This window comes from Streptomyces sp. NP-1717 (assembly GCF_022695985.1).
Classification (GTDB): domain Bacteria; phylum Actinomycetota; class Actinomycetes; order Streptomycetales; family Streptomycetaceae; genus Streptomyces.
This window is the reverse complement of record NZ_JAAPBF010000050.1, coordinates 13231-37319: the sequence shown is the minus strand read 5'-3', so window position 1 is coordinate 37319 and position 24089 is coordinate 13231. Positions and strand designations below refer to the sequence as shown.

Annotated in this window: 23 protein-coding genes, 1 other RNA gene and 2 pseudogenes; 16 read left to right on the top strand and 10 right to left on the bottom strand. The window is 71.8% G+C overall.

Going from position 1 to position 24089, the window contains the following annotated elements; genetic code table 11:
* A partial coding sequence (locus GXP76_RS13720; RefSeq protein WP_242571790.1) for an HtaA domain-containing protein occupies positions 1-1454 on the bottom strand: 1454 nt, incomplete at its 3' end.
* A 273-nt stretch (positions 1455-1727) separates the two neighbouring features.
* On the opposite strand from GXP76_RS13720, the gene GXP76_RS13715 reads away from it, so the two are divergent.
* From GXP76_RS13715 to GXP76_RS13700, 4 genes are read left to right on the top strand one after another with little or no spacing between them, the layout of a single operon-like run.
* The gene (locus GXP76_RS13715; protein ID WP_242571789.1) at positions 1728-2759 is read left to right on the top strand and encodes an ABC transporter substrate-binding protein; all 1032 of its coding nucleotides are present in this window, start codon (positions 1728-1730) and stop codon (positions 2757-2759) included.
* Position 2760: 1 nt separating this feature from the next.
* Positions 2761-3867, top strand: a complete 1107-nt coding sequence (locus GXP76_RS13710) for an iron ABC transporter permease (protein ID WP_242571788.1) — start codon at positions 2761-2763, stop codon at positions 3865-3867.
* Complete coding sequence (locus GXP76_RS13705; RefSeq protein WP_242571787.1) at positions 3864-4793, top strand: heme ABC transporter ATP-binding protein; 930 nt, start codon at positions 3864-3866, stop codon at positions 4791-4793. The genes GXP76_RS13710 and GXP76_RS13705 overlap by 4 nt, the downstream gene beginning before the upstream one ends.
* Positions 4790-5824, top strand: coding sequence for a hypothetical protein (locus GXP76_RS13700; RefSeq protein WP_374360941.1), 1035 nt, complete (start codon positions 4790-4792; stop codon positions 5822-5824). The genes GXP76_RS13705 and GXP76_RS13700 overlap by 4 nt, the downstream gene beginning before the upstream one ends.
* 68 nt (positions 5825-5892) lie before the next feature.
* Here GXP76_RS13700 and GXP76_RS13695 read toward each other — a convergent pair whose 3' ends face one another.
* A complete protein-coding gene (locus GXP76_RS13695) occupies positions 5893-6645 on the bottom strand; it encodes a bifunctional DNA primase/polymerase (protein ID WP_242571786.1) in 753 nt (250 codons plus the stop codon).
* Positions 6646-6902: 257 nt separating this feature from the next.
* Positions 6903-7526: a TetR/AcrR family transcriptional regulator gene (locus GXP76_RS13690; protein WP_242571785.1), complete on the bottom strand. Its 624-nt coding sequence runs from the start codon at positions 7524-7526 to the stop codon at positions 6903-6905.
* A 225-nt stretch (positions 7527-7751) separates the two neighbouring features.
* Here GXP76_RS13690 and ddaH point away from each other — a divergent pair, with 225 nt between their 5' ends.
* A complete protein-coding gene (gene ddaH, locus GXP76_RS13685) occupies positions 7752-8609 on the top strand; it encodes a dimethylargininase (protein WP_242571784.1) in 858 nt (285 codons plus the stop codon).
* Here ddaH and GXP76_RS13680 read toward each other — a convergent pair.
* Positions 8601-9683, bottom strand: a complete 1083-nt coding sequence (locus GXP76_RS13680; protein WP_242571783.1) for a small ribosomal subunit Rsm22 family protein — start codon at positions 9681-9683, stop codon at positions 8601-8603. The two genes, ddaH and GXP76_RS13680, sit on opposite strands and share 9 nt — an antisense overlap.
* Positions 9684-9897: 214 nt before the next feature.
* Between GXP76_RS13680 and GXP76_RS13675 the strand changes: the two genes are divergently transcribed.
* Positions 9898-11211: a hypothetical protein gene (locus tag GXP76_RS13675; RefSeq protein ID WP_242571782.1), complete on the top strand. Its 1314-nt coding sequence runs from the start codon at positions 9898-9900 to the stop codon at positions 11209-11211.
* A gap of 25 nt (positions 11212-11236) precedes the next feature.
* On the opposite strand, the gene GXP76_RS13670 is transcribed toward GXP76_RS13675, so the two are convergent.
* Positions 11237-12574 carry a multidrug effflux MFS transporter gene (locus GXP76_RS13670; RefSeq protein ID WP_374360935.1) on the bottom strand — a complete coding sequence of 446 codons (1338 nt, stop codon included), beginning with the start codon at positions 12572-12574 and terminating at the stop codon, positions 11237-11239.
* Between the two features lie 71 nt (positions 12575-12645).
* Here GXP76_RS13670 and GXP76_RS13665 point away from each other — a divergent pair, with 71 nt between their 5' ends.
* Positions 12646-13701: a Gfo/Idh/MocA family protein gene (locus GXP76_RS13665; protein WP_277993350.1), complete on the top strand. Its 1056-nt coding sequence runs from the start codon at positions 12646-12648 to the stop codon at positions 13699-13701.
* 46 nt (positions 13702-13747) lie between these two features.
* Here the strand turns inward: GXP76_RS13665 and GXP76_RS13660 are convergent, their stop codons facing one another.
* Complete coding sequence (locus GXP76_RS13660; protein WP_242571781.1) at positions 13748-15409, bottom strand: alkaline phosphatase; 1662 nt, start codon at positions 15407-15409, stop codon at positions 13748-13750.
* Positions 15410-15550: 141 nt separating this feature from the next.
* Between GXP76_RS13660 and GXP76_RS13655 the strand changes: the two genes are divergently transcribed.
* The 3 genes and pseudogenes from GXP76_RS13655 (at position 15551) to GXP76_RS13645 (ending at position 17731) form a co-directional block, all read left to right on the top strand.
* Complete coding sequence (locus tag GXP76_RS13655) at positions 15551-16306, top strand: SDR family oxidoreductase (RefSeq protein ID WP_242571780.1); 756 nt, start codon at positions 15551-15553, stop codon at positions 16304-16306.
* Between the two features lie 69 nt (positions 16307-16375).
* Positions 16376-17259: pseudogene (locus GXP76_RS13650) on the top strand (PhzF family phenazine biosynthesis protein).
* A 121-nt stretch (positions 17260-17380) separates the two neighbouring features.
* Complete coding sequence (locus GXP76_RS13645) at positions 17381-17731, top strand: hypothetical protein (protein ID WP_078077598.1); 351 nt, start codon at positions 17381-17383, stop codon at positions 17729-17731.
* Positions 17732-17743: 12 nt separating this feature from the next.
* Here the strand turns inward: GXP76_RS13645 and GXP76_RS13640 are convergent, their stop codons facing one another.
* Positions 17744-17968, bottom strand: a complete 225-nt coding sequence (locus GXP76_RS13640) for a hypothetical protein (protein ID WP_242571793.1) — start codon at positions 17966-17968, stop codon at positions 17744-17746.
* Between the two features lie 296 nt (positions 17969-18264).
* Positions 18265-18435, bottom strand: a pseudogene (locus GXP76_RS35850) (ATP-binding cassette domain-containing protein); the annotation flags it as partial.
* A gap of 166 nt (positions 18436-18601) precedes the next feature.
* On the opposite strand from GXP76_RS35850, the gene GXP76_RS13630 reads away from it, so the two are divergent.
* Together GXP76_RS13630 and GXP76_RS13625 are read left to right on the top strand one after the other, a co-directional pair.
* On the top strand, positions 18602-18952 hold the full coding sequence (locus GXP76_RS13630; protein WP_242571779.1) for a type II toxin-antitoxin system Phd/YefM family antitoxin: 351 nt from the start codon (positions 18602-18604) through the stop codon (positions 18950-18952).
* The gene (locus GXP76_RS13625) at positions 18949-19512 is read left to right on the top strand and encodes a Fic family protein (RefSeq protein WP_242571778.1); all 564 of its coding nucleotides are present in this window, start codon (positions 18949-18951) and stop codon (positions 19510-19512) included. Before GXP76_RS13630 ends, GXP76_RS13625 begins: the two co-directional genes overlap by 4 nt.
* A 3-nt stretch (positions 19513-19515) precedes the next feature.
* On the opposite strand, the gene rnpB is transcribed toward GXP76_RS13625, so the two are convergent.
* Positions 19516-19916: RNase P RNA component class A (gene rnpB, locus GXP76_RS13620), an RNA gene on the bottom strand.
* A gap of 97 nt (positions 19917-20013) precedes the next feature.
* Here rnpB and GXP76_RS13615 point away from each other — a divergent pair.
* The 4 genes from GXP76_RS13615 to eda all read left to right on the top strand — a co-directional run bounded on the left by GXP76_RS13615 (position 20014) and on the right by eda (position 23179).
* The gene (locus GXP76_RS13615; protein WP_242571777.1) at positions 20014-20760 is read left to right on the top strand and encodes a MerR family transcriptional regulator; all 747 of its coding nucleotides are present in this window, start codon (positions 20014-20016) and stop codon (positions 20758-20760) included.
* Entirely contained in the window at positions 20757-21632 is an 876-nt protein-coding gene (locus tag GXP76_RS13610; protein WP_242571776.1) for a hypothetical protein, read from the top strand. Before GXP76_RS13615 ends, GXP76_RS13610 begins: the two co-directional genes overlap by 4 nt.
* Positions 21633-21687: 55 nt before the next feature.
* On the top strand, positions 21688-22488 hold the full coding sequence (yaaA, locus tag GXP76_RS13605) for a peroxide stress protein YaaA (protein WP_242571792.1): 801 nt from the start codon (positions 21688-21690) through the stop codon (positions 22486-22488).
* Between the two features lie 76 nt (positions 22489-22564).
* Positions 22565-23179 (top strand): bifunctional 4-hydroxy-2-oxoglutarate aldolase/2-dehydro-3-deoxy-phosphogluconate aldolase, encoded by a 615-nt coding sequence (eda, locus tag GXP76_RS13600; RefSeq protein WP_242571775.1) that lies wholly within the window; start codon positions 22565-22567, stop codon positions 23177-23179.
* A 63-nt stretch (positions 23180-23242) separates the two neighbouring features.
* Here eda and GXP76_RS13595 read toward each other — a convergent pair whose 3' ends face one another.
* Positions 23243-24079: a GNAT family N-acetyltransferase gene (locus GXP76_RS13595; protein ID WP_242571774.1), complete on the bottom strand. Its 837-nt coding sequence runs from the start codon at positions 24077-24079 to the stop codon at positions 23243-23245.
* Positions 24080-24089: the final 10 nt, after the last annotated feature.

The window sequence follows — 24089 nt, the reverse complement described above, 5'->3', positions numbered from 1 at the left end:
GAATCCGAATCGGGGCCGGGGCCGGGCGACGCCGTCGAGGCGCGGCGCCGGACGCCGAGGTACACCGCGAGCGCGGCGGCCAGCAGCAGACCGCCGCCGATGCCCACGTACGTAAGGGCGTCGGAGGACGAGGAGGCGGAGGCGGACGCGGCATCGTCCACCCCCGCCGGCTTGGTGGGTCCGCCGGCCGCGTCGGCCTCCGGAGCGGCGGAGGCCTCGACGTCACTGCCCAGATCGGGCAGCGCGGGCAGCTTCGCCCGCTTGTCGACGGCGACGGCGAGCGAGACGGGATCCATCACCGTGCCCGGCCTGTACATGGAGCCGAACGCCTCGGCGCCTGCCTCGGTGAGCGTCGCGGGAGCCTCGGTGAGTACGGCGAGACCGTCCTTCGGCGTGAAGTCCCCGGCGACGAAGGTGACCAGCGAGACGGCCCGGCGCGGCGCCCGGCCCTCGCTCGTGACGTCGGCGGCCAGGGTGCCCTTCCCGCCCTTCACCTGAACACTGATCCCGCCGAGCGTCAGGTCCAGTTGGTTTCCGGTGAAGCGGACGCTGCCCGCGAAGTCGGCGTCGAGCGTCCCCTTCTTCGCGTCGTACGCGCCCTTGCCCTTCGGGAAGCGGAACAGCGCGCCGCCGTCCTGTGCCCCGTCGCCGAGCGTCCAGCGGCCCTCGGCGATGGAGCCGGTGACGTACTCGCGGAAGGTGCGGCGCACTCCCCAGTCGACGGCCGCGTCCCGCAGGGCGCCATCGGCCTCTTCGTCGTCGGCCTCGCCGGCGCTCTTGCCCTTGTCGGCCGGTTTCCCGTCGGGCTTCTTCGCCGGGTTCTCCGCGGCGGCGGCCACGTCCACGGAGAGGCTGACCGGGTCGAGCGGCGTGCCCGCCGTGTAGTAACCGGCGAAGGCGGTGGCGCCCTGCGCGGTGAGCGTCGAGGGGACGTTGCTGAGGGCGACCGGGCTGCCGCCGCCCCTCATGTCGATCCCGCCGAGGTCGAGCGTGGCGAGCGGGACCTGCGAGGAGGTGGTGACCTCGCCGCTCCCCTTGGCCTTGCTGGTCATATCGGCGTGCAGGGTGCCCCGGCCGCCGGAGACACGGACCGTGGGACGGCTGATGGTGAGGTCCAGTTCGTGCGATCCGTCGAGCTTGGTGTGACCGACGAAGCGGACACCGCCGCTGAAGCCGGCGCGCATGGCGCCGCTGTCGGGGTCGTAGGTCCCCGAGGCGGAGTGGAACCGGAACTGGCTGCCGCCGACGGTGGCCGCGCCCCCGTTCAGGCTCCAACTGCCGCCCGCTACGGGGCCGGTGACATAGCTCTGGAAGGAGGACTTGATGCCCCAGTCGAGCCTGCCGCCCTGCACGGTGCGGTCCGCCGCCCGGGCCGTGACCGCCGGGATCAGGGCTCCGACGAGCACGGCGAGCAGCGCGACGGCGAGAGCGCGCACCGGTCCGGACGACAGCATCAGAAGATCACTCCCACGTGGAGACAGAGGGCGGACGGTGGCGGACGAGACGAACCGGAGGCGGACACGTGCACGGCTACGAGCACGGCGACGGACACGGCTATGGGCACGGCCATGGGCACGCCGAGAGAGCCCGGTTGATGAAGTCACCCCCGGACCTGGCTAGCAAGGTAAGGCTAACCTAAGCTATCTCCAGCCCGGCCGGAACCCTTCCGTCCAGGCGCTTCGACGGACTCCTCTCGGGACTCCACGGACGACGGGACGGTGCACTCCGTGCGCACTCAACGCCTGGCGGGCGCACTCATCTCGGTGCTGACCCTCGCCCTGGCCGCCACCGGCTGCGGCGGAAGCGACAGCGACACCCGCGGCCCCGGCGGTGGCGGCGGGACGGCGAAGGGCGCCGGTAGGACGGCCACCGCCGACCGCGTCGAACCGCTGGCCACGGTCCCCGAGCCGGAACTCCCGGTCACCGTGGACTCCGCCGACGGCACGAAGGTCACCATCACCTCCGCCGACCGGCTCGTGCCCCTGACCGGATCGCTCAACGAGATCGTCTTCACCCTCGGCCTCGGAAAGCACGTCGTGGCCCGCGACATCACCGCCACCTTCGAACAGGCCGCGGAGCTGCCGGTGGTGACCCGCGCCCACGACGTCTCCGCCGAGAGCGTCCTGTCCCTCCGGCCCACCCTGGTCATCGCCGAGACCACCACCGGGCCGGCGGAGGCCGTCGACCAGATTCGGGACGCCGGGATCCCGCTGCTCGTCGTCGAGCCGGCGAAGGGCCTGGACGACGTCGGCACGCGCATCGGGACGGTCGCGCGGGCGCTCGGCGTCGACGCCGCGGGGGACGAGCTGAGCGCGCGTACGGCCGAGCGGATCGCCGCCGTACAGAAGCGGATCCCGGCCCCAGGCGACGGCGGGAGACCGCGGGTCGCCTTCCTCTATCTGCGCGGCTCGGCGTCCGTCTATCTGCTCGGTGGCCGTGATTCCGGGGCGAGTTCACTGCTGGAGGCGGCCGGCGCCGTCGACGCGGGCAAGGAGTCCGGCCTGGACAAGGACTTCACGGCGATCACCAGTGAGGCGCTGGCGAAGGCGGCGCCCGACGCGATCCTCCTGATGAGCAAGGGACTTGAGTCGGTGGGCGGGCCCGACGGACTGGTGAAGATCCCGGGCGTCGCCGAGACGCCCGCCGGTCTCGACCGCAGGTTCGTCTCGGTCGACGACGGGGTGCTGCTCAACTACGGGCCCCGTACGGACCAGGTGCTCGCCTCCCTGGTCGAGCAGCTCTACCCGGACGGCGAGTGACATGACGACCACGCCCACGGTGACCACCGCGCCACCGGAGACCTCCCCGCCCGGGCCCGTTGAGAGGAAGCGGTCCCAACACCGGCGAGGAACCTGGCTGTTGACCGTCGCCCTTCTCGCCGTACTGCTCCTGCTCTGCCTCCTCTCCGCCGGGCTCGGCGCGTACGACATCCCGCTCGGCGACGTCCTGGCCTCGGTACGGCACCGGATCGGCCTCGGCGGCGCCGCGCTCGAACGGGTCCCCGAGAGCGTCCTGTGGAACGTCCGGCTCCCGCGCGTCGTCCTCGCGCTGCTCGTCGGCGCCTCGCTGGGCTGCGCGGGCGCCCTGATGCAGGGCGTGTTCGGCAATCCGCTCGCCGAACCGGGTGTCATCGGCATCTCGGCGGGCGCGGCGGTCGGCGCCGTCGCGTCGATCGCGCTCGGCCTGAGCTTCCTCGGCAACTGGACGGTCACCGTCTGCGCGTTCGTCTCCGGGCTGCTGACCGTGCTGCTGGTGTACGCGATGTCCCGCTCCGGGGGCCGTACGGAGGTGGTCACGCTCATCCTCACCGGCATCGCGGTGAACGCCTTCGCGGGCGCGCTCATCGGACTGTCCGTCTTCTTCGCCGACAACGCGCAGATCACCCAGATCACCTTCTGGCAGCTCGGCTCGCTGGCGCAGGCGACCTGGCCCAAGGTCCTCGCCGTCCTGCCGTGCGCCCTGCTCGGCCTCGCCGTCGCGCCCCTGTACGCACGGAAGTTGGACCTCCTGGCGCTGGGCGAGCGGCCGGCCAGGCATCTGGGCGTGGACGTCGAACGGCTCCGTGTCGTCCTCGTCCTGGTCGTCGCGCTGCTGACCGCCGCCGCCGTGGCGGTGGCCGGGATCATCGCGTTCGTCGGGCTCCTGGTCCCGCATCTGCTGCGGATGGCGAACGGCCCCGGCCACCGCTTCCTGGTACCGGGCAGCGCGCTCGGGGGCGCGCTGGTCCTGGTCGCGGGCGATCTCGCGGCCCGTACGGTGGCGGCCCCGGCCGAACTGCCGCTGGGCGTCCTGACGGCGCTCTTCGGCAGTCCGTTCTTCTTCTGGCTGCTGCGCAGGACGCGGCGCAGGCAAGGGGGTTGGGCATGAGGGCCGGCACGATCGTGAAAGCCGCGGCGCACCGCGTGCTCCTGAGCGGATTCGCCGTACGGGGCCGGGAGTTTCCCGTCCCCGTCGCCCACGGGGACGTCGTCGCCGAGGCGCGGGACCTGCGCGTACGGTTCGGGCGGCGCGACGTCCTCGGTGACGCCGGCGGCGGTGTCGACCTCGTCGTGCGCGCGGGTGAGGTCCTGGCGCTCGTCGGGCCCAACGGGGCGGGCAAGTCGACGCTCCTGTCCGCGCTCGCCGCCGACCTGGGTGGCGACAGCGGCGGCGTACGGATCGCCGGCCGGCCCGCCGGCGACTGGTCCGCTCCCGAACTCGCCCTGCGCCGGGCCGTGTTGCCGCAGGCCGCCATGCTCTCCTTCCCGTTCCCGGTGGAGGAGGTCGTACGGATGGGCCGCGCGCCCTGGGCGGGCACGGCGTCCGAGGACGACGACGACACCGCCGTGGCCGAGGCGATGGCGGCGACGGAGGTCGGCGAATTCGCGCGCCGCCCCTTCTCGGCGCTCTCCGGCGGTGAACGTGCCCGTGTCTCGCTCGCCCGCGTCCTCGCCCAGCGCGCCCCGCTGCTCCTTCTCGACGAGCCGACCGCCTCACTCGACCTGCGTCACCAGGAGTTGGTGCTGCGTATCTGCCGGGCCCGCGCGGCGGCCGGAGACGCGGTCGTCGTCGTGCTGCACGATCTCGGGCTGGCCGCCGCGCACGCCGACCGGGCCGCCGTTCTGCACGAGGGACGGGTCGTCGCGGACGGCCCGCCGGCCGCCGTGTTCGGTGACGAACTCCTCAGCCGGGTCTACCGGCAGCCCGTCGAGGTCTTCCCGCACCCGCGCACCGGGACCCCGCTCGTGATTCCGAGGCGGACGGGTAGGGTTCGGACGGTCAGTGGGGGTCACGGAGCAGAAGGCGACCGATGAGAAGGCCGATTCGGGCAGCGGCGGGGCCAGGGCGTGTTTCAGCGGGCCGGGGGCGACGTGTGAGACACGCGCTGGCGGGGGCGACGGTGATGTCGCTGCTCGCGAGTGGGTGCATGACGGTCCACGGTGAACTGGCCGTGCTTCCGGGGGCGAAGAAGTCCGAGGCGGCCCAGGCGCTGGCGGACTTCACCGAGGCGTACAACAAGGCGGACAAGGCGTTCGACCCCGGGCTGGACGCCGGCCGGGTCACCGGTGCGCTGGGCGCGATCAACCAGGCCGGGCTCAAGGCCAGGAGCGTCACGAACCCGGAAGGCAACGACCGGCACCAGCCGCTGGAGTTGACGGACGCGCGGTTCCTCATCCCGAAGAAGGCGGGCTGGCCCCGCTGGTTCGTCGCCGACACCGACAGCAACCGCGACAAGGACGACGGTCCCGGTGACAACCGCTGGGTGCTGGTCTTCGTGCGCAACGGCGCCGACCAGTTGTGGGAGGCCGCCTATCTCGCGATCCTCGCCCCGGACAAGGTCCCCGAGTTCAAGACCGACAAGGACGGTTACGTGGAGCCGGTGCCGGCTGACGGCAAATCACCGGCGGTGGCTCCCGGGGACATGAGCACCGAGTACTCCTCGTACTTGAAGGACGGCGAGCCGGCGCACTTCGCGCCCGGACCGCACACCGACGAGTGGCGGAACATACGCGAGAAGAACGCCAAGCTGCCGGGTCTGACCATCCAGTACATCGATCAGCCCCTGGACACCGGGGACTTCGCGCCGCTGGCGCTCGCCACGAAGGACGGCGGCGCGCTGGTCTTCTTCGCGACCAGGTACTTCGACCGGCAGACGGCGGCGCCCGGCTACACCCCGAAGGTGTCCGCCGATGTGAAGGCGCTGATGACCGGCGAGGTGAAGGACACCCTCACCAAGGAGTGGGTGTCGAGCCAGGCCGCGCTGGTGGAGCCGGACGGGGCCGACAGCGACCAGGTGGACGTGGTGAGCAGGCTGCAAGGGGTGACCGGGGCCGAAGGCTCCTGACACCCCTCCGCGGGAAGACCGGCTCGGGCGCCGGCCAGGCGCCCGTGCACCGGGCCGCGCGCCGGTGGTCAGCGGCCGAGCGGCCAGGCCACCGGATGCGGGTCCAGCTCGTGGTTCTCGCCGGCGTACCGCGCGCACGCGTCCGTCAGCGTCTCCAGCAGCGTCAGCGGGTCGGGCAGCGGGTGCTCGGGGCCGCGCAGCCAGGTCATCGACAGGCCGCCGGGCAGCCTGGCCGGTGGTACGAGGACGTAACTGCCCCGGCAGTGCCAGCGGAAGCCCGGATGCTCGTCCATCGTCTCGGGGTGGCAGTCCAGTTCACAGGGCCACCACTCGTCCTCGTCCTCGGGCGTGCCCCGGGTGGCGGTGAAGAACAGCATCCGGTCGCCGCCGGAGTCGGCCACCGGTCCGACGTCGATGCCCGCGCCGAGCAGCCGCTCCAGCGCCCTGCTGCCGGCCTCCAGCGGAACGTCCAGGACGTCGTGGACCAGGCCGGTCGCCGTGATGAAGTTGGCCTCGGGCTGGTTCCCGGCCCAGCGCTCGATCTGCGCCTCGTCGGTCGTGGACTGCGTCTGCCAGGCGAACGAGATGGGATGCCTGGCGGGGGTGGGACAGCCGATGCGTTCACACGAACACCGGTAGCCGATGGGGTGTGCGGCGGGCGACAGGGGCATACCGGCGGCGGCCACGGCGAGGAGCAGTGCCTGGCGGGCGTCGGCGTCCGCGGCTTCCGACCGGCCGTCGTCGTGCTTTCTGGCGAGTCGGCGCAGCCACTGGGAAACCTTGCCCTCAGTGCCGCGGTAGCGGCCGAAATCGTCGCCCATCTATCCCCTCACCTCATGCGCCGACCCTCATCGACACTTCCATGTTCGCACCATCCTGCGCTTCGGGGGGCCGCACTCCTGAACCGGGGTGGGGAGGCGGATGCCCATCAGCGGGCGTCATCCCGTGCTATATCAAGAAATCGCCCACTGATACGGGCGATGGGAACCCGTGGCGTTGGACACATCGGGCGCGTCGGACCCTGGTCCGGGCCATGTGGGGCCGGGGGCCGGACCTGCTCCGGATCCCGGTGCGGCACTCAGTGCCGCGGGGCGAGCCCGTTCAGGGTGTAGTCGACCAGCGAGTCCGCGTAGGCATGGGTGAGGGGCAGGGTCCGCAGCAGCCACCGGTGCAGGATCGGGCCCGTCAGCAGCTCCATCGCGGTGCGCGGGTCGATGTCGTCCCGTACGGTCCCGGCCTCCTGGGCGGCCCGCAGTCTGCGTACGTAGAGCGCGGCCTGCGGCTCCAGCAGTTTCTCCGCGTACTCGGCGCCGATCTTCGCGTCGACGATGCCCTCGGCGGCGAGCGCGCGGGTCGGGGCCTCGAACTTCGGGTCGTTCAGCTCGTCGACCGTGGCGCGCAGCACCGTCTTGAGGTCCGCCGCCAGATCGCCGGTGTCCGGGATCTCGTAGTCGCCACCGGCGCCACCGGCGGCTTCGGCGGCCTGTTCACCGAGGTCGAGGAAGGCTTCGAGGAGTACGGCGGCCTTCGACGGCCACCAGCGGTAGATCGTCTGCTTGCCGACGCCCGCGCGGGCCGCGATGCCCTCGATCGTCGTCTTCGCGTAGCCGGCCTCGCCGACCAGCGACAGGGCGGCGGCGTAGATCGCGCGTCGTGACTTCTCACTGCGGCGGGTGGAATCCGGTCCCTTGCTCTCAGCCATCCGGCCAGAGTACCAGCGTGGCGAGACGACGCGTCTCGCCACATATGAACGCCTGATGTGAACGCGTGAACGCCCGGCCGCGGTCAGCCGGGTATCACCCGACGCCGCCGGGCCGGTGTCGCAGCGTGAACCACCCGATCGGATCACTGCGCGAACGCCCCGCACGGCGGACCATGGGTCGACGCACACACCCCGTGCGCCCCGTCCGTTCGTGAGGAGCCCTAGTTGCCTCGTGACGCCTCGCCCCGCCGCTATCTGATGTGCCCACCGGCGCATTTCAGAGTGACGTACTCGATCAACCCGTGGATGGATCCGTCGAAACCGGTGGACCTGCCGCTGGCCCTCGCGCAGTGGGAGGTGCTCCGCGACCGCTACCGCGCTCTCGGTCACACCGTCTCGCTGCTCGAACCCCGACCCGACCTGCCCGACATGGTGTTCGCCGCCAACGGGGCCACGGTCATCGACGGCCGCGTGCTCGGCGCGCGGTTCGCGCACCCCGAGCGCACGCGCGAGGCCGAGGCCCATCTGGCCTGGTTCCGCGCGCGCGGCTTCACCGACATCCATGAGCCGGCGCACATCAACGAGGGCGAGGGCGACTTCGCCGTCACCGCCTCGTACATCCTGGCGGGGCGGGGCTTCCGGTCCAGTCCCCTCTCGCACGACGAGGCACAGGAGTTCTTCGGCCGGCCGGTGATCGGTCTCGATCTGGTCGATCCGCGCTACTACCACCTGGACACCGCCCTGTGTGTCCTGGACGACGCGGCCGACGAGGTCATGTACTACCCCGGCGCGTTCTCGCCGGGCAGCCGGGCCGTACTCGCCCGGCTGTTCCCGGACGCGATCATCGCCGAGGACGCGGACGCGGCTGCCCTCGGGCTCAACGCCGTGAGCGACGGCCGCCATGTCCTGATCCCGCAGGCGGCGGCCGGGCTCTTCGCCCCGCTCAGGGACCGGGGCTACGAGCCGATCGCCATGGATCTGGGCGAACTGCTCAAGGGCGGCGGCAGTGTGAAGTGCTGCACGCAGGAGCTGCGGCAGGAGCAGGAACTGGACGTACGGCGGGAGTTGCTGCTCTCAGCCTGATTCCGGGGAGTGATCCGGCGACCCGTCCGGCGTGTTGTCGCGCCGCGCGTCGTGGGGCGGCCAGGCGTCGCCCCACGACGCGTCCCGCGCGGACCGGTAGAGCGGACCGTGCCGCTTGCTCACCGTCTCGCGCCGCAGCCCGTCCGTCTCCGTACAGAGGTCGAGCAGCATCTGCCCCTTGCGGGTCTGCGGCTTGCGGATCACCCGCGCCCGCACCGGATCCGCGTCGAAGCGCACGGCCGCCACGTAGCTGAACTTCTCGTCCTCGTACGCCAGCGAGCCGCCCTTCACCTGCCGGTGCAGCGACGACCGGCTGACGCGCGCCGCGAAGTGGCACCAGTCCGTGCCGGGTTCGATGGGGCAGGCACCGCTGTGCGGGCAGGGCGCGGCGACGCGCAGACCCGCCCCGATCAGCAGGTCACGGGCCTCGATCATGCGCTGGTAGCCGTCGGGGGTCCCCGGCTCCACGATCACGACGGCCTGCGCGGCGCGCGCCGCCTCGGCGACGAGGGCGCCCCGGTCGCCGTCGGTGAGTTCGTTGAGTACGTAGGAGACGGTGACGAGGTCGCACTCGGGGAGCTTCAGGTTCGTACCGATCCTGGTCCGCCGCCACTCGATGTCGCGCAGTGCGGGCACCCGCGACCCGGTGGCCAGTTCACGGCCGAGGGCGAGCGCGGGCTCGGCCCAGTCCAGCACGGTCGTGGTACGCCCCCCGCCCGCGCCCGGGACCCCGCCCTCGTCGCCGTGATCCGGCCAGGTCGCCTCGGCCGCCCAGACCGCCGCTCCCGTACCTCCGCCGATGTCCACATGGCGGGCCGGCGCCCACCCGGGGGCGGCGTCGGCGAGCGCTTTGAGCGAGGACCGTACGGCCTCGAAGGTGGCGGGCATCCGGTACGCGGCGTAGGCGGCCACGTCGGAACGGTCACGCAGGAGCGGTGTGCCGGTCGGGGTGGCTCCCCGGTAGTTGGCGATCAGCCGCTCGACGGCCTGGGCGGCCTGGCTCGGCGGCAGTCCGTCGAGCAGTCCGGCCAGCGCGGCACGCAGGGCTTCGGCGGTGGGGAGGGAGGCGTTCACCGCCGAAATTGTAGGCGCCCCGGCGGTGGCCGGAATCCGACTGTCGCACACGTGGCGGGCACCTGACGGGCACGGAATCGGGGTTGAACGGGCTGCGGCGGGCACCCGCCCAGTTGCTACGCTGACGGCCGTTGCCGCTCCATCGCCACACCGTGCCCGCGGGGGGACCAAGTTGTCGTTTTACCGTGCTCGCGGTCTGACGCCTATGTCCTTGATGACCAAGCGGCAGAAGATCGTGCGCGTCTCACTCATCGCCGGGGTGCTGATCCTCGCGATGCTGCTCGTCCTGGCGAGCTGCGGCGGGAGCAAGGACAAGGCCGCGCCCGAGAAGCCGGTCGTCAACACCGGCCCCGACACCCAGCTGAACGTGCCCGCCGGCTACAACACCCGCCGCGGCTGGGAGATCTCGGACGTGTCACCGCAGTACGCGGTGGCGTCCGCGACGGGTCTCGTGGCGTATCTGGCGCGGATCGGCGACGGCCGGTACCAGCTGCGCACCCAGAACGCCGCGACCGGCAAGGCCGGTTGGTCGGGTGAGGTCTGGCGGCCCCTGGCCCCGGTCGACCGCTACCCCCGGCTGCTCTCGGTGACCAAGGCCGACAAGCAGTACTTCGTGACCTGGTCGTACGGGCGGCTCGGCGAGTACGCGCTCGCGTCGGCCGACTCCCTGATCTCCATGGACGTGTACGACGCGTCCACCGGTGACCAGCGGCGCGTCGAGGTGCCCTGGGGGGACGCGCCGACCGTCACCGGCACCGGCCCCGGCATCCTGATCAGCGACGGCAAGGCCCTCAGCGCGGTCGTCGACCCGTCGACGGGCGAGGTGTCCCGGACGGCGCCCGGCTCGCTCGGTTATCCGAAGGGCTGCCCGAACTGCAAGAAGCTGACCGAGGTGCGCGGGGTGACCTCGAAGGGCCTGCTGGTGAGCGGGGCGAAGGAGTTCTGGGTGCGGGGCGGCTGGTTCAGCCGGAAGGTCGCGCCGAAGGGCACCGAGCCGGCGTCGGGGGTGCCGGCCTCGATGTCGCACGGCCATGTTCTGGCCAAGTGGCAGAAGAAGAAGGGCGCGAAGGACGCCGCGACGCACGACATGTGGGTGGTGCACTCCCTGGACAGCGGCAAGGCCGTGGCACAGGTGCGGTGCCGTAAGCCCGCGATCAACTCCGGCGCCGATCCGCAGCTCGTCTCCTCCCCCGACGGGCGCTATCTCGTCGCGGGCAGGCTCGCCTTCGACCTGGACGAGAAGAAGGGGTACTGCTTCGAGGAGGCGGACGGCACCAGGCCGCTGACGCTGACCTCGGTGGCGGACACGGGTATGGCGTACGGGGCGACGAAGGCCCGCAACGTGACCGATGCCCTGTCCGGCGGCGGCAATCCCGTGGAGGTGGATCTCGCCACCGGTGAGCCCGAGCCGCTGGCGCTCAACGTACGGCTGCCGGCCGGTGACATGAGCGGCATGGGGCTGTTCCGCTGGACGGACGGCAAGGACCGCCCGCATCTGATCGCCTACGCGCAGCGCGAGGAGAACTGACCGCCCGCCCCCGGGCACCGATGGCTCAGGGGCCGGTCAACTCCGTTGTCGCCACCCGGTGCTGGGACCGCCAGGGGCGGCACAGCGCCAGGAAGCAGACCAGCGACCCGGCTCCGCACACCACCTGCACGACGGCCATCGGCACGGCCGTCGCCTCGCCCGCGATCCCGACGAGCGGTGAGGCGACGGCGCCGATGAGGAACGACGCCGTGCCGATGAGGGCCGACGCCGATCCGGCGGCGTGCGGAGTGCGCATCAGCGCTTGGGCGTTGGTGTTGGGCATCGCGAGCCCCATCGCCGACATCAGGACGAACAGCCCGGCCGCGACGGCGAAGAGGCTGGGCTCGCCGAACACCCCGCTCGTCATCAGCAGCAGCGCGACCCCGGCGAGCGTGATGACGACCAGGCCGAAGGCCAGCACCTTGTCCATGCTGACCCGGCCGACCAGCAGCCGGCCGTTGATCTGGCCGACGGTGATCAGACCGATGGAGTTGACGCCGAAGAGCAGGCTGTAGGTCTGCGGGGACGCCCCGTAGATCTCCTGCACCACGAACGGCGAGGCCGCGATGTAGGCGAACAGGGCCGCGAAGGCGAGGCCGCCCGCCAGCATGTAGCCGGTGAAGACCCGGTCGGCGAGCAGCCCGCGCATCGTGCCGAGCGCCTCGCCGACGCCGCCGCTGTGCCGCTTCTCACTCGGCAGCGTCTCGTGCAGCCACTTCACGACGACGAGGGTCAGCGCGATGCCGACGACCGTCAGGACGACGAAGATGCCGCGCCAGTCGGTGACCTGGAGCACCTGGCCGCCGATGACGGGGGCGATGACCGGCGCGACGCCGGAGATGAGCATCAGGGTGGAGAAGAACCGGGCCATCTCCACGCCGTCGTAGAGATCACGCACCACGGCGCGGGCGATCACGATGCCCGCCGCGCCCGCCAGTCCCTGGAGGAGGCGGAAGCCGATGAGCAGTTCGACGGTGGGGGCCAGGGCGCAGATGGCGGTGGCGAAGACGTAGACGACCATGCCGAGCAGCAGGGGCTTGCGGCGCCCCCACTTGTCGCTCATCGGTCCCACGACGAGCTGGCCGAGGGCCATACCGGTCAGACAGGCGGTGAGGGTGAGCTGCGCGGTGGCGGCCGAGGAGCCGAGGGCGCGGGTGACGGCGGGGAGCGCCGGGAGGTACATGTCCATCGACAGCGGCGGCAGGGCGGTGAGTCCGCCGAGCACGAGCGTGACGACGATGCCGGCGCGGCGCGCGGCGGGGATACCGACGGCGGTGTCGGTCTTCGTGAGGGTGGGAGCGGTGGGTATGTGCCCTTCGCGTGTGTCTGTGGTTCGGCCGCCGTCCGGCATTCGCATCTCCATGTAGTTGAAACCCTCCCTATGCTCTCAGCTCGGGCCGAGTGGTCGTGACCTTTTTTGTGTAAGGGGCATTTATGACGGCGGAACGTGACGGGGACGACAGAAACGGCGAGGCCGGCGGGGTCGGCGCGGGTACGGAGGGCGGCACGGTGCGGTGGAGTGTCCTGGCGACGGGCGGTATCGCGGCGAGGTTCGCCGGGGACGTGGGGAGCATGCCGGGCGCCGAGATCGTCGCCGTTGCCTCGCGCGGTGAGGCGTCGGCGAAGGCGTTCGCCGACCGGTTCGGCATACCGCGGGCGTACGGCGACTGGGCCGGGCTCGTCGCCGATCCGGACGTGGACGTGGTGTACGTCGCGACGCCCCACTCCGCGCACCGCGCCGCGGCGGGGCTGGCGCTGGAGGCGGGAAAGGCGGTGCTGTGCGAGAAGGCGTTCACGCTCAACTCGCGGGAGGCACGGGAGCTGGTGGCGCTCGCGCGTGAGCGGGATCTCTTCCTGATGGAGGCCATGTGGATGTACTGCAGTCCGGTGGTCCGGCGGATGACGGAGCTGATCGCGGACGGCGCCATCGGTGAAGTCCGCACAATCCAGGCGGACTTCGGGCTCCAGGGCCCGTTCGGTCCGGAACACCGGCTGCGCGATCCCGCGCTCGGCGGCGGCGCGCTGCTGGATCTCGGGGTCTACCCGGTGTCGTTCGCGCAGCTGATCCTGGGCGAGCCCGACCGCGTACAGGCCGACGCGCTCCTGTCGCCCGAAGGCGTGGATCTCAATACGGGGATGCTGCTGGGCTGGGAGTCCGGGGCGACGGCGCTGCTGAGCTGTTCGGTGACGGCCGCGACGCCGTCGACGGCGACGGTGACCGGCACGGCCGGGCGTATCGAGCTGCCGAGCGGCTTCTTCGCACCGGACGCCTTCGTGCTGCACCGGAACGGGCGGGATCCCGAACGGCACACCGTGGAGAGCCCGTTGGGGGGCATGCAGCACGAGGCGGCCGAGGTGATGCGGTGTCTGCGGGCCGGTGAGAGGCAGTCGCCGCTGGTGCCGCTGGAGGGCAGTCTGGCGGTGATGCGGACGCTCGACGCGGTACGTGAGCGCGTCGGCGTCCGCTACCCGGTGGACGAGCCGTCCTGACGAATCTTGCTGACGATTCGTCAGTTCGCCGTCGACTCGCCTTGCGTCAGGCAGTCTTGAGGCCGGGGTCACCGGCCTCCGTCACGAAGGACCCGGCCGTCGAGAGGGGCGCGCCGGGCGTCGTGACGGCGGACACCGTCTTGAAGTCGGCGCGGGCCTCCTGGCGGCCGAGGGTGACGGTCACATAGCCGCGCCGCCCGTTGTAGAACTTCATGTGCGGGTTGGCGGTGGTGAGGTTGGACCAGTTGGCCGGCTTCTCGGCGCCGTCCTTGCCGCTGGCGATGGACGTGGCGACGATCTCGGTGCCGACGGTGCGGGAGTCGGGGTCGTCGAAGTCGGCCTTGAGGTCGAAGCCGTAGCCGACGTGCACGTCGCCGGTGAGCACCATCAGGTTGTCGAGGCCGGCCGTCTCCGCGCCGTCCAGGATCCGCTTGCGGGAGGCCGGGTAGCCGTCCCAGCTGTCCATCGACAGCTTGAAGTCCGGCCGGGGCACGTCGCGCCGCTGCGCGAACGTCACCTGCTGCGGCAGGACGTTCCACACCGCGCGGGACTGCCGCCAGCCGTTCAGCAGCCAGCGCTCCTGCGTCTCGCCGGTCATGGTGCGCGCCGGGTCCTCGGACTCCGGACCGGGGACCTGCCAGCCGTCCCCGTACGCCTGGTTGGAGCGGTACTGGCGGGTGTCGAGGATGTCGAACTGCGCGAGGCGCCCGAAGTGCAGGCGCCGGTAGAGCCGCATGTCGGGTCCGTCGGGCTGCTGGGGGGTGCGCAGCGGCTGGTTCTCCCAGTAGGCGCGGTAGGCGGCGGCCCTGCGGAGCAGGAACTCCTCCGGCGGCACGTCGTTCTCGGGCGTCTCGTCGGCGTAGTTGTTCTCGGTCTCGTGGTCGTCCCACGTCACGACGAACGGGTGCGCGGCGTGCGCGGCCATCAGGTCCGGGTCGGACTTGTAGAGGCCGTAGCGCAGCCGGTAGTCCTCCAGCGTGACCGTCTCGCGGTTGTAGTGCGCGGGGAGTCTGCGGTCGGTGTAGTTCCGGGCGCCGCCGACGGCGGTCACGGCGTACTCGTACAGGTAGTCGCCGAGGTGGATGACGACGTCGAGGTCCTCGGCCGCCAGGTGCTTGTACGCGGTGAAGTAGCCGTCGTGGTAAGCCTGGCAGGAGACGGCGGCGAGCCTGAGTTCCCCGACGTTCGCGGAGCGCGCGGGGGCGGTACGGGTGCGGCCGACCGGGCTGATCCACTTCCCGGCGCGGAAGCGGTAGAAGTAGAAGCGGTCCGCGTCGAGGCCGGGGACCTCGACATGGACGCTGTGGTCGAACTCGGGGTGGGCGGTGGCGGTGCCACGTCTGACGATCCGGGTGAACCGCTCGTCGTGGGAGACCTCCCAGCGCACGGAGACCCTGTTCCGGGGCAGACCGCTGTCGGACTGGTACGGGCTGGGCGCGAGGCGGGTCCAGAGCAGTACGGACGCGGGCTGCGGGTCGCCGGAGCCGACACCGAGGGTGAAGGGGTCGCTCTTGATCTTCGCGGCGTCCAGCTCGGCGGCGCTCGCGGTGCCGGCCGTGGGCAGGTTGACGGCGAAGGCGAGCGCTGCGGCGGCGCCGGTGACGGTGAGGAACCTCCGGCGGCCGAGATGGGCCGCGGCGGCGCGCAGTGCGGGCGAGTGCGCGGCGGCGGTGCGGCCGGCGGGCGTAGCTGTGCGTGCGGGTGTCATGTGATGTGCCCCTCCCCTGACGGCTGTTGTCAGGGGAAGTGCAGCCGTACGCGACGTCCGATCGTTGTCGGGTACACAACATCGGGATGTCCGCCCGATGAGTTCCCCGTGCGCGCCCCTCCTCCCGTACGCTGCGGGCCCATGAGTGCTGAGCGGAAGATCGCCGTGGTGACGGGAGCGGGTTCGGGCATCGGACGGGGCGTCTCGCTCGCCCTGGCCGGGGCGGGCTGGTCGGTGGTCCTCGCGGGGCGGAAGGCCGACCGCCTGGCGGAGACGGCGGCGCTGGCGCCGGACGCGGACCTGATCCGTGTCCCGACGGACGTGGCGCGGCCCGAGGACGTGGACGCGCTCTTCGAGACGGTGCGCGAGCGGTACGGGCGGATCGACTTCCTCTTCAACAACGCGGGCACGTTCGGCCCCGGCGGCGTACCGCTGGAGGATCTGCCCTACTCCGCCTGGCGCAAGGTCGTCGACACCAATCTGACGGGCTCGTTCCTCTGCGCGCAGGCGGCGTTCCGGCTGATGAAGGACCAGGATCCGCAGGGCGGCCGGATCATCAACAACGGCTCCATCTCGGCGCACGCGCCGCGCCCGGAGTCGGTGGCGTACACGGCGACGAAGCACGCGCTCACGGGACTCACCAAGTCGCTGTCGCTGGACGGCCGTCCGTACCGCATCGCGTGCGGCCAGATCGACATCGGCAACGCGGCGACGGACATGACGCAGCGCATGCAGCGGGGCGTTCCGCAGGCCAACGGCGAACTGGCGGTGGAGCCGGTGATGGACGCGGCGGACGTGGCGACGACGGTGCTGCACATGGCGGAGCTGCCGCTGGAGGCGAACATCCAGTTCGCGACGGTGCTGGCGACGACGATGCCGTTCATCGGCCGGGGGTAAGGGCTGTCCCGTGATCCCCGGCGGGCGGGCGGCGGGAATGCCCCTCGGCCCGCCGTCGTTGGCACGCGCATGAGCGAACCCACACCGACCGGCGAAGTCCTGCGCTACACCGCCTTCTCGACCGATCCCGCCGGGGGCAACCCCGCCGGGGTCGTGCTCGACGCCACCGGGCTCACGGACGACGCGATGCTCGCGATCGCCGCCGGCCTCGGGTACAGCGAGTCGGCCTTCCTGACGGCGGCCCCGGACGACGCCGGTGAGCCGGGACGGACCTTCACCATCAGGTACTTCAGCCCGAAGGCCGAGGTCCCGTTCTGCGGCCACGCCACCGTCGCCACCGCGATCGCGCTGGCGGAGCGGATCGGCGCGGTGACCTGGTCTTCCGGACGCCCGCCGGGACCGTACCCGTGACGGTCACCGCCGACGGGGACTGCGGCGCGCCGCGCGCCACGCTCACCAGCGTCGAGCCGCACGTCGAGGACGTCGCCGACGCCGACCTCGCCGAGGCACTGGGCGCGCTCGGCTGGCCGGCCGCCGATCTCGACCCGGCCCTGCCCTCGCGCATCGCGTACGCCGGTGCCCGCCACCTCGTCCTCGGCGCGGCGACCCGCGCCCGGCTCGCGGACCTCGACTACGACTTCGCCCGCCTCGAAGCGCTGATGCACCGGCTGGAGCTGACCACGGTCCAGCTGGTGTGGCGCGAGTCGACGGACGTCTTCCACGTACGCGACCCGTTCCCGGTGGGCGGCGTGGTCGAGGACCCGGCGACGGGCGCGGCGGCGGCGGCGTTCGGCGCGTACGCGCGTGAACTGGGCCTCGTACCCGAGGCGTCGGTGCTCACCCTCCATCAGGGCGTGGACATGGGCAGGCCGGGCGTACTGACGGTGGAGCTGCGACCTGGCGACGCACGGGTCCGGGTGTCGGGCACGGGCACGCTGATCCCCGCGGCATAAGTTCATCGGCGGGGCGGGCCCGCCCTCGGTCCGTCGTCGTCTCCACCGGGGCTTACGGCACCCGGGGCCCCGGCTCGCGCTGCTCCCCCCGTGCCCCATCGCGCCCGCCTATGCTCACGGCATGGAGCAGAGCGAGGTCCTGAAGCGCGTGATCGGCATCCTGACGCAGGCCGGTGACTGGCAGCGCAGACTTGAGGAGGACACCGGTCAGGAGCAGGACATGGACGCCGAGATGGGCGTCGTGACCGAACTGCTCAACGAGACGATGCCCCGCGTCGAGGTCCCGGCGGACGCGACCCCCGAGGAACTCAGCGCCCTGCTCGGCCGGGAGGTCGGCGGCGCGGTGGAACAGCTGGTGGGGGCGTTCACTCTCGCTTTCGTGACGCTGGCCCGCGTCCACGACGCCGGCGGCCCGGAAGTCTCCTCGGCGGACATCCTCCAGGACCTGGCCCTGCGCGCCGAGGAGCTGTGACCGCCCGTCCCGTCAGCGCCCCCGGTTCCGGGGGTGGTCACGCGCCACGCGCTCGTTCCCGAATTTGTACGCCCCGGTCCACCGCGCCATCACCAACTGGGCGTCGCCCGCCTCGACCTGCGCGACGAACTTGTCGGCGCGCCCACCGCGCAGCGTGCTCGCGACCCGCCCCTGGTGCGTGATGACGACGGTGCCGTCGGTGTGCCGCTCATAACTGAATCCGGAAGGTCGGGGCATGCCCCCATCCTCACCCCTGCCGTACGCCGGGGCGGAGCCGGTCTGAGCGGCAGACGAGTCGGGCTGTACGCGAGGAGGATCATGAGTGCCGCAGAGACGACCACGGAGGCGAACGCGACAATCGTCTGCGCGAGCAGGACGCTCCACGGAGTCGCGCTTCTCGGTGAGACCCAGGAGCTCCAAGAGCTCGCGCCAGTCGACGGGGTCCCGATAGAAGGAGCTGTAGAGCCGCCGAGTCGCTCACGCACCTCCGCCCAGTCCCTGACCGGGTCGAGTCCCAGCACGGAGATCGAGCCCGAATCGGGCGTCCGCAGCCCGGCGATGCTCTCGACGGTCGTCGTCTTGCCGGCGGCGTTGGGCCCGATGATGCCGAAGATCTTCCCCTCCTCAACGGTGAAGGAGACGTCATCGACGGCAACGTGGTGCCCGTAACGCTTGTGCAGATTTCGCACTTCCAAAGCGGTCATACCGCGAAGTTAGGAGCGCACCGCACCCTGCCACATCGACCGAAGCGTCCGAGGCAGACGGCATCACCGCTGGGGATACCCCAGGGCCGCCGGAGTCGGGACACTCACCAGAATCCGTACTAGAATCTGTACAGGAATAAGGCCTCTATACGGGTACGGTGACAGCGTGGAAATTCATGAGGTCGTGACCGTCAGCGACGCGCGCGCGCGACTGTCGCGGATCCTGACCGACCTGTCGGAGTCCGGCGCGGATGCCGACCCGGTCCTGATCGGCGCCCACCGCAAGCCCCAGGGCGTTCTCCTGTCCGTCGAGGCGTTCGAGGCGCTGAGCGGCCGAGCTGCACGACGTGCGGCCGTCGCCTCTGCCACCGGCTCCATCGAGGCCGAGGGACTCCAGGCCTCCCCTGCCTCAGACCGCGACACCGAGGCATACGTGCAGGGCGACCTCGACGCGGACACCCTTGTCGCCCGCGCGATCGCCCGTCACCGCCGGACTTCGGAGCGGCGGGCAGGGTGAACGATCCGTACACCCTGCCCAACGGCGTGCTGCGCAACAATCTCGGCATCAGCGACCATCAGCTGCTCGCGTCAGCGGAGGCGGACATCACCAGGGCGCGCCTCGTCATGCTCGCCGAACGCCCCCTACCCGGCACGTACGACCTCGGCCATCTCCGAGCGTTCCATGCCACGATCTTCGGTGACATCTATGCGTGGGCAGGCGAGTTACGCACAGTGAACATCGCCAAGCGCACACCGTTCTGTCCGGCGAGAAACCTGGTGTCCTACGCCGGAGAGGTCTTCGGTCGTCTCGCCTCCTCCGGCCACCTGCAAAATCTCCACCGGCAGGCGTTCGTCATCCAACTGGCCGCGTTGTACGGCGACCTGAACGTCCTCCACCCGTTCCGCGAGGGCAACGGCCGCGCCCAGCGGGCGTTCCTTGCCCAGCTCAGCACCGACGCGGGATACGTTCTGAACTGGTCGGGCATGGACCCTCAACGCAACGAGGACGCCTCGGTGAAGAGCTTCCTCGGTGACAACGATCTGTTGGAGCAGCTACTCGACGAGCTCATCAGGTAGCGGCAGACGAGTCGGGCTGTACGCCGGGTTCTGTCGCCCGGTCGCCTCGCGGCGGCCGGGGAGACGGCCATCCATCTAGGGCCGGCGTTGCCGCCGGCCTCGTGCGGTCTACCCGCGGACTCGGGCGGGCAGCCCTCGGACGTCCGCGCAGGGCCGTCTCACGACGGCCCCTCTTGACCTTGCTCCAAGTGGGGTTTACCTAGCCGCCCGAGTCACCTCGGGCGCTGGTGGTCTCTTACACCACCGTTTCACCCTTACCGGGGACCGAGGTCCCCGGCGGTCTGTTTTCTGTGGCACTGTCCCGCGGGTCACCCCGGGTGGGCGTTACCCACCACCTTGCCCTGTGGAGCCCGGACGTTCCTCGGGAAGATCCAGGATCTTCACGCGGCCGTCCGCCCGGCTCGTCTGCCGTGATCGTCATGGTACCCGCCCGGCCGGTCACCCGGGTGCCCGGCCGATCCGCCTTGACCTTGTCGCAGCGTCAGGGTTTCTACTGGGGTCATGCGCATCGGAGAGATCGCCGCGCTCGTGGGGGTCACCTCGCGGGCGGTGCGGCACTACCACCATCTGGGGCTGCTGCCGGAGCCCGAGCGGCGGGCCAACGGCTACCGCGTCTACACCGTGCGGGACGCCGTCCTCCTCGCCCGGATCCGGCGGCTGTCGGAGCTGGGGCTCAGCCTGGACGAGGTGCGGGACGTGCTCGCCGACGACGCGGGGCGGGAGCTGGCCGAGGTGCTCGGCGAGCTGGACGCCGATCTGGCGCGGCAGGAGGAGGAGATCCGGACCAGGCGGCGCAGGCTCGCCGAGCTGATGACCGGGACGCTGCCTCCCGAGGGTCCGGTGTCGCCCGCGCTGGCGCGGCTGCTGGGGGCCATGCCGGAGACCACCTCGCCGATGGCGGCCAAGGACCGCGAACTCCTCACGCTGCTCGACACGGTCGGCGGCGACGAGATCGTCTACGACGCCCTCCTCCCGCTGACGCGCGACCCGGACGTCCTGGCGCTCTACGAACGGCTCGACGACCTCGCCGACGCGGCGGCCGGCGATCCGCGCGTCGGACCGCTCGCCGAGGCGCTCGCGGCCGTCATCCCGGTGGAGGTGCTGGCGGAACTGGCGACGGCGGACGGTCCCGAGCTGGAGGGGTTCGGCGACGCGTTCCTCGCCGATTTCACCCCCGCCCAGGCCGAGGTGGCGCAGCAGGTGATGGAAGAACTCGCGAAGAGGATGCACAGGGAGGGACGGGGATGAACAAGGTCCTGTGGGTGATGGTGCCCGCCGAGATCACGCTGGTCGTGTGTCTGCTGGCCGGCGTGGATGTCCCGGCGCCGGTGATCTGGACCGCCGAGGCCGTAGTGCTCACGGTCGTGGCGATCGAGGCCGTGCTGGTGCGGCGGCACTACAAGGCGGCGCGCCTCGCCGGAGCCGAGCGCCGGGCCGCCCTCGCGCGGGCTTTCGAGACCGCCGTACCGGCCACCGCGCGCCGGCTGCTCGTCAACGAGGCACGGGGGGTGACGAGCCTCGTACGGTGGGTGGCCCGGCGCCGCCACGGCGTACGCGAGGGCGATCTCGCCGCTCCGTACACCGGACCGCAGACGGCGATGATGTACGGGCTGCTCTTCGTGTCCGTCGTGGAGACCGTGGCGCTGGCGATGCTCATCCCCTGGCCGCTGGTGCACATGATCGTGCTGGTGCTGGACGTGTACGGCGTGCTGATGGTGCTCGCCCTGCACGCGGCCTGCGTCACCCGGCCGCATGTCGTCGGCGCGGACGGGTCGCTCCGGGTGCGCTGGGGCGCGCTGTTCGACATGCCGATCGCGAGCGGCCGGATCAGCTCGGTACGTGTCGAACGCCGTTACCCCGACGGTTCGTTGATCAGGATCGACGAGCCCGGCGGGACGCTCGACCTGATCGTGGGCGGCCAGACGACCGTACGCGTGGACCTGACCGAGCCGGTCGAGTTCGTACGGCCGATGGGCGGACGCGGCACGGCGACGGCGGTCCGCTTCCACGCCGACGACCCGGCGGCGCTCGTGGCCCGGCTCACGCGGCTCGGGAAGGCGTCCGCCGAGGCACCGGCCGTGGCCGCCGACGAGGACGGGATCACGAGCGGCGTCGCCTAATCTGGGCGGCCGGGGGCCGCACCCCCCGTACGTCACGTCCTTGAGGAGAACCACCGTGCTCGTGCTGCTGCCACCGTCGGAAGGCAAGGCCGCCTCCGGCCGCGGGGCTCCGCTGAAGCCGGAGTCGCTGTCACTGGCCGGACTGGCCGAGGCACGGGCCGCCGTACTGGACGAGCTGGTCGAGCTGTGCGCGGCCGACGAGGAGAAGGCCGCGCAGGTCCTCGGTCTGAGCGAGGGCCTGCGCGGCGAGATCGCGAAGAACGTCGGGCTGCGGACCGCGGGGACCCGGCCGGCCGGGGACATCTACACCGGCGTGCTGTACGACGCGCTCGGGCTCGCCACCCTGGACACCGCCGCGCGGCGGCGGGCCGGGAAGTCGCTGCTGGTCTTCTCCGGACTCTGGGGCGCGGTACGCATCGGCGACCGGATCCCGTCGTACCGCTGCTCGATGGGTGTGAAGCTCCCGGGCGTCGGCCCACTGGGCACCCACTGGCGCAGGGCGATGACCCCGGTGCTGCCCGAGGTGGCCGGGGACGGGCTCGTACTGGATCTGCGGTCGTCGTCGTACACGCCGGCCTGGCGGCCGGCGGGCGATGTCGCGGCCCGTACGGCGACGGTGCGTGTCCTGCACGCGCAGGTCGTGGACGGTGTCGAGAAGCGGTCGGTGGTCAGCCACTTCAACAAGGCCACGAAGGGGCGGCTGGTCCGGGACCTGCTCCTGGCCGGTGCGAAGCCGCGCAGGCCCGAGCAACTGGTGGAGACGTTGCGCGAGTTGGGGTACGTGGTGGAGGTGGCGGCGCCCGGCGGCGCCGGACGGGCGTGGTCACTGGACGTGGTGGTGTCGGAGATCCACTGAGACCGTCCACGGAGCGCTGTTGCGCAGGGCGCAACGCGCGTTGCGAGGAGCGTGGGCGGCGCGGCAGGATGGCGGCATGACCTCCGTGCTGGACCTCGCCCCCGTTGTCCCTGTCGTCGTCGTGGACGATGCCGCCGACGCCGTACCGCTGGCCCGCGCCCTCGTGGCCGGCGGGCTGCCCGCGATCGAGGTGACGCTGCGCACTCCGGCGGCGCCGGACGCGATCCGCGCGATCGCCGCGGAGGTGCCGGACGCCGTGGTCGGTGCCGGGACGGTCGTCTCGGCGCGGTCGGTGACGGAGTCCGTGACCGCCGGGGCCCGCTTCCTGGTCAGCCCGGGGTGGACGGACACGCTGCTGGACGCGATGCGGACGTCCGGGGTGCCGTTCCTGCCGGGTGTCTCGACGACGTCGGAGGTCGTGGCGCTGCTGGAGCGGGGCGTGACGGAGATGAAGTTCTTCCCGGCGGAGGCGGCCGGCGGGACGGCGTATCTCAAGGCGCTGTCGGGGCCGCTGCCGCAGGCGCGGTTCTGTCCGACGGGCGGGATCTCCCTGGCGTCGGCCGGGTCGTATCTGGCGCTGGGCAACGTGGGCTGCGTGGGCGGCTCCTGGATGCTGCCGGCCGACGCGATCGCGGCGAAGGACTGGGACCGGGTGGAGAAGCTGGCCCGCGAGGCCGCCTCCCTGCGCTGACGTCCGCTGTGCCGGGCCCGTGGGCGGCCCACTGTGCCGGGCCCGTGGCGCGGTGACGGGAAATCAGCTTCGGAAGGTCAGCGCCTGACTGTCCGTCAGCGGCCGGTATCCCAGGCGCCGGTAGAGCGCGTTGCTGGTCGGGTTCGCCAAGTCCGTGAAGAGCAGCACCTGTTCGGCCCCGGACTCCCGCGCCGCCCGGCTGATCGCCGCCGTGACGGCGCCACCGTAGCCGCGTCCGCGCAGCCGCGGCGGTGTGTAGACGGGGGACACCCGCGCCTGGCCCGCGACGACCGGTGAGACCGAGGCCATCGACACCGGGGCGCCCGCGACGTCCCACACCCGGAGGCGGCCGTCGGCGATTCGCTCCGCCGCGGCCCGGGTGCCGTCCGCGTCCGGCTGGCCGGTGTCGGCGGCGAAGGCGCTCATCCACTCGGCGACGAGCGGCAGGTCGCCGTCGGTGGCGAGCCGGGCCCGCCCGGCGGGGGCGGGGTCCGGCGGGGTGAGTACGCCCAGCCGGAACAGCCGCACCTGATGCGAGACCTGCCATCCGCCGGAGCGCCCGGTCCACTCGGCGGCGAACGCCTCCGCGCACGCGTTCTCACCCTGCACGGAGTTCAACGACGGATCGACGGCGCGCAGTACGGGGACGAGTTCGCGCGCCGCCCGGTCCGGCATCGGACCGAGCAGCGGGCGCAGCGGCGGCGTCTGGACGAAGCCCGCCGTCACCGGGGCGTCGTCACTCTCGCGCCAGTAGCCGAACCGCACCGGCGCCGTCGCCCCGCTGCCGCGCAGCGACTCACTGATCGTCAGCAGCAGCGTCGAACGGGCGGGCTCCCGCGCCAGACACGGACCGGCAGCCGTACGGAACTCCTCGACGTCCCCGGTCAGTTGCCAGCCCACCGCACTCCCC

Coding starts and splice junctions, on each gene's coding strand:
- GXP76_RS13710 (WP_242571788.1), top strand. CDS start 2,761: ATGACGACCACGCCCACGGTGACCACCGCGCCACCGGAGACCTCCCCG.
- GXP76_RS13705 (WP_242571787.1), top strand. CDS start 3,864: ATGAGGGCCGGCACGATCGTGAAAGCCGCGGCGCACCGCGTGCTCCTG.
- GXP76_RS13700 (WP_374360941.1), top strand. CDS start 4,790: ATGAGAAGGCCGATTCGGGCAGCGGCGGGGCCAGGGCGTGTTTCAGCG.
- GXP76_RS13695 (WP_242571786.1), bottom strand. CDS start 6,645: ATGGGCGACGATTTCGGCCGCTACCGCGGCACTGAGGGCAAGGTTTCC.
- GXP76_RS13690 (WP_242571785.1), bottom strand. CDS start 7,526: ATGGCTGAGAGCAAGGGACCGGATTCCACCCGCCGCAGTGAGAAGTCA.
- GXP76_RS13675 (WP_242571782.1), top strand. CDS start 9,898: ATGACCAAGCGGCAGAAGATCGTGCGCGTCTCACTCATCGCCGGGGTG.
- GXP76_RS13670 (WP_374360935.1), bottom strand. CDS start 12,574: ATGGAGATGCGAATGCCGGACGGCGGCCGAACCACAGACACACGCGAA.
- GXP76_RS13665 (WP_277993350.1), top strand. CDS start 12,646: ATGACGGCGGAACGTGACGGGGACGACAGAAACGGCGAGGCCGGCGGG.
- GXP76_RS13660 (WP_242571781.1), bottom strand. CDS start 15,409: ATGACACCCGCACGCACAGCTACGCCCGCCGGCCGCACCGCCGCCGCG.
- GXP76_RS13655 (WP_242571780.1), top strand. CDS start 15,551: ATGAGTGCTGAGCGGAAGATCGCCGTGGTGACGGGAGCGGGTTCGGGC.
- GXP76_RS13645 (WP_078077598.1), top strand. CDS start 17,381: ATGGAGCAGAGCGAGGTCCTGAAGCGCGTGATCGGCATCCTGACGCAG.
- GXP76_RS13640 (WP_242571793.1), bottom strand. CDS start 17,968: ATGCCCCGACCTTCCGGATTCAGTTATGAGCGGCACACCGACGGCACC.
- GXP76_RS13615 (WP_242571777.1), top strand. CDS start 20,014: ATGCGCATCGGAGAGATCGCCGCGCTCGTGGGGGTCACCTCGCGGGCG.
- GXP76_RS13610 (WP_242571776.1), top strand. CDS start 20,757: ATGAACAAGGTCCTGTGGGTGATGGTGCCCGCCGAGATCACGCTGGTC.
- eda (WP_242571775.1), top strand. CDS start 22,565: ATGACCTCCGTGCTGGACCTCGCCCCCGTTGTCCCTGTCGTCGTCGTG.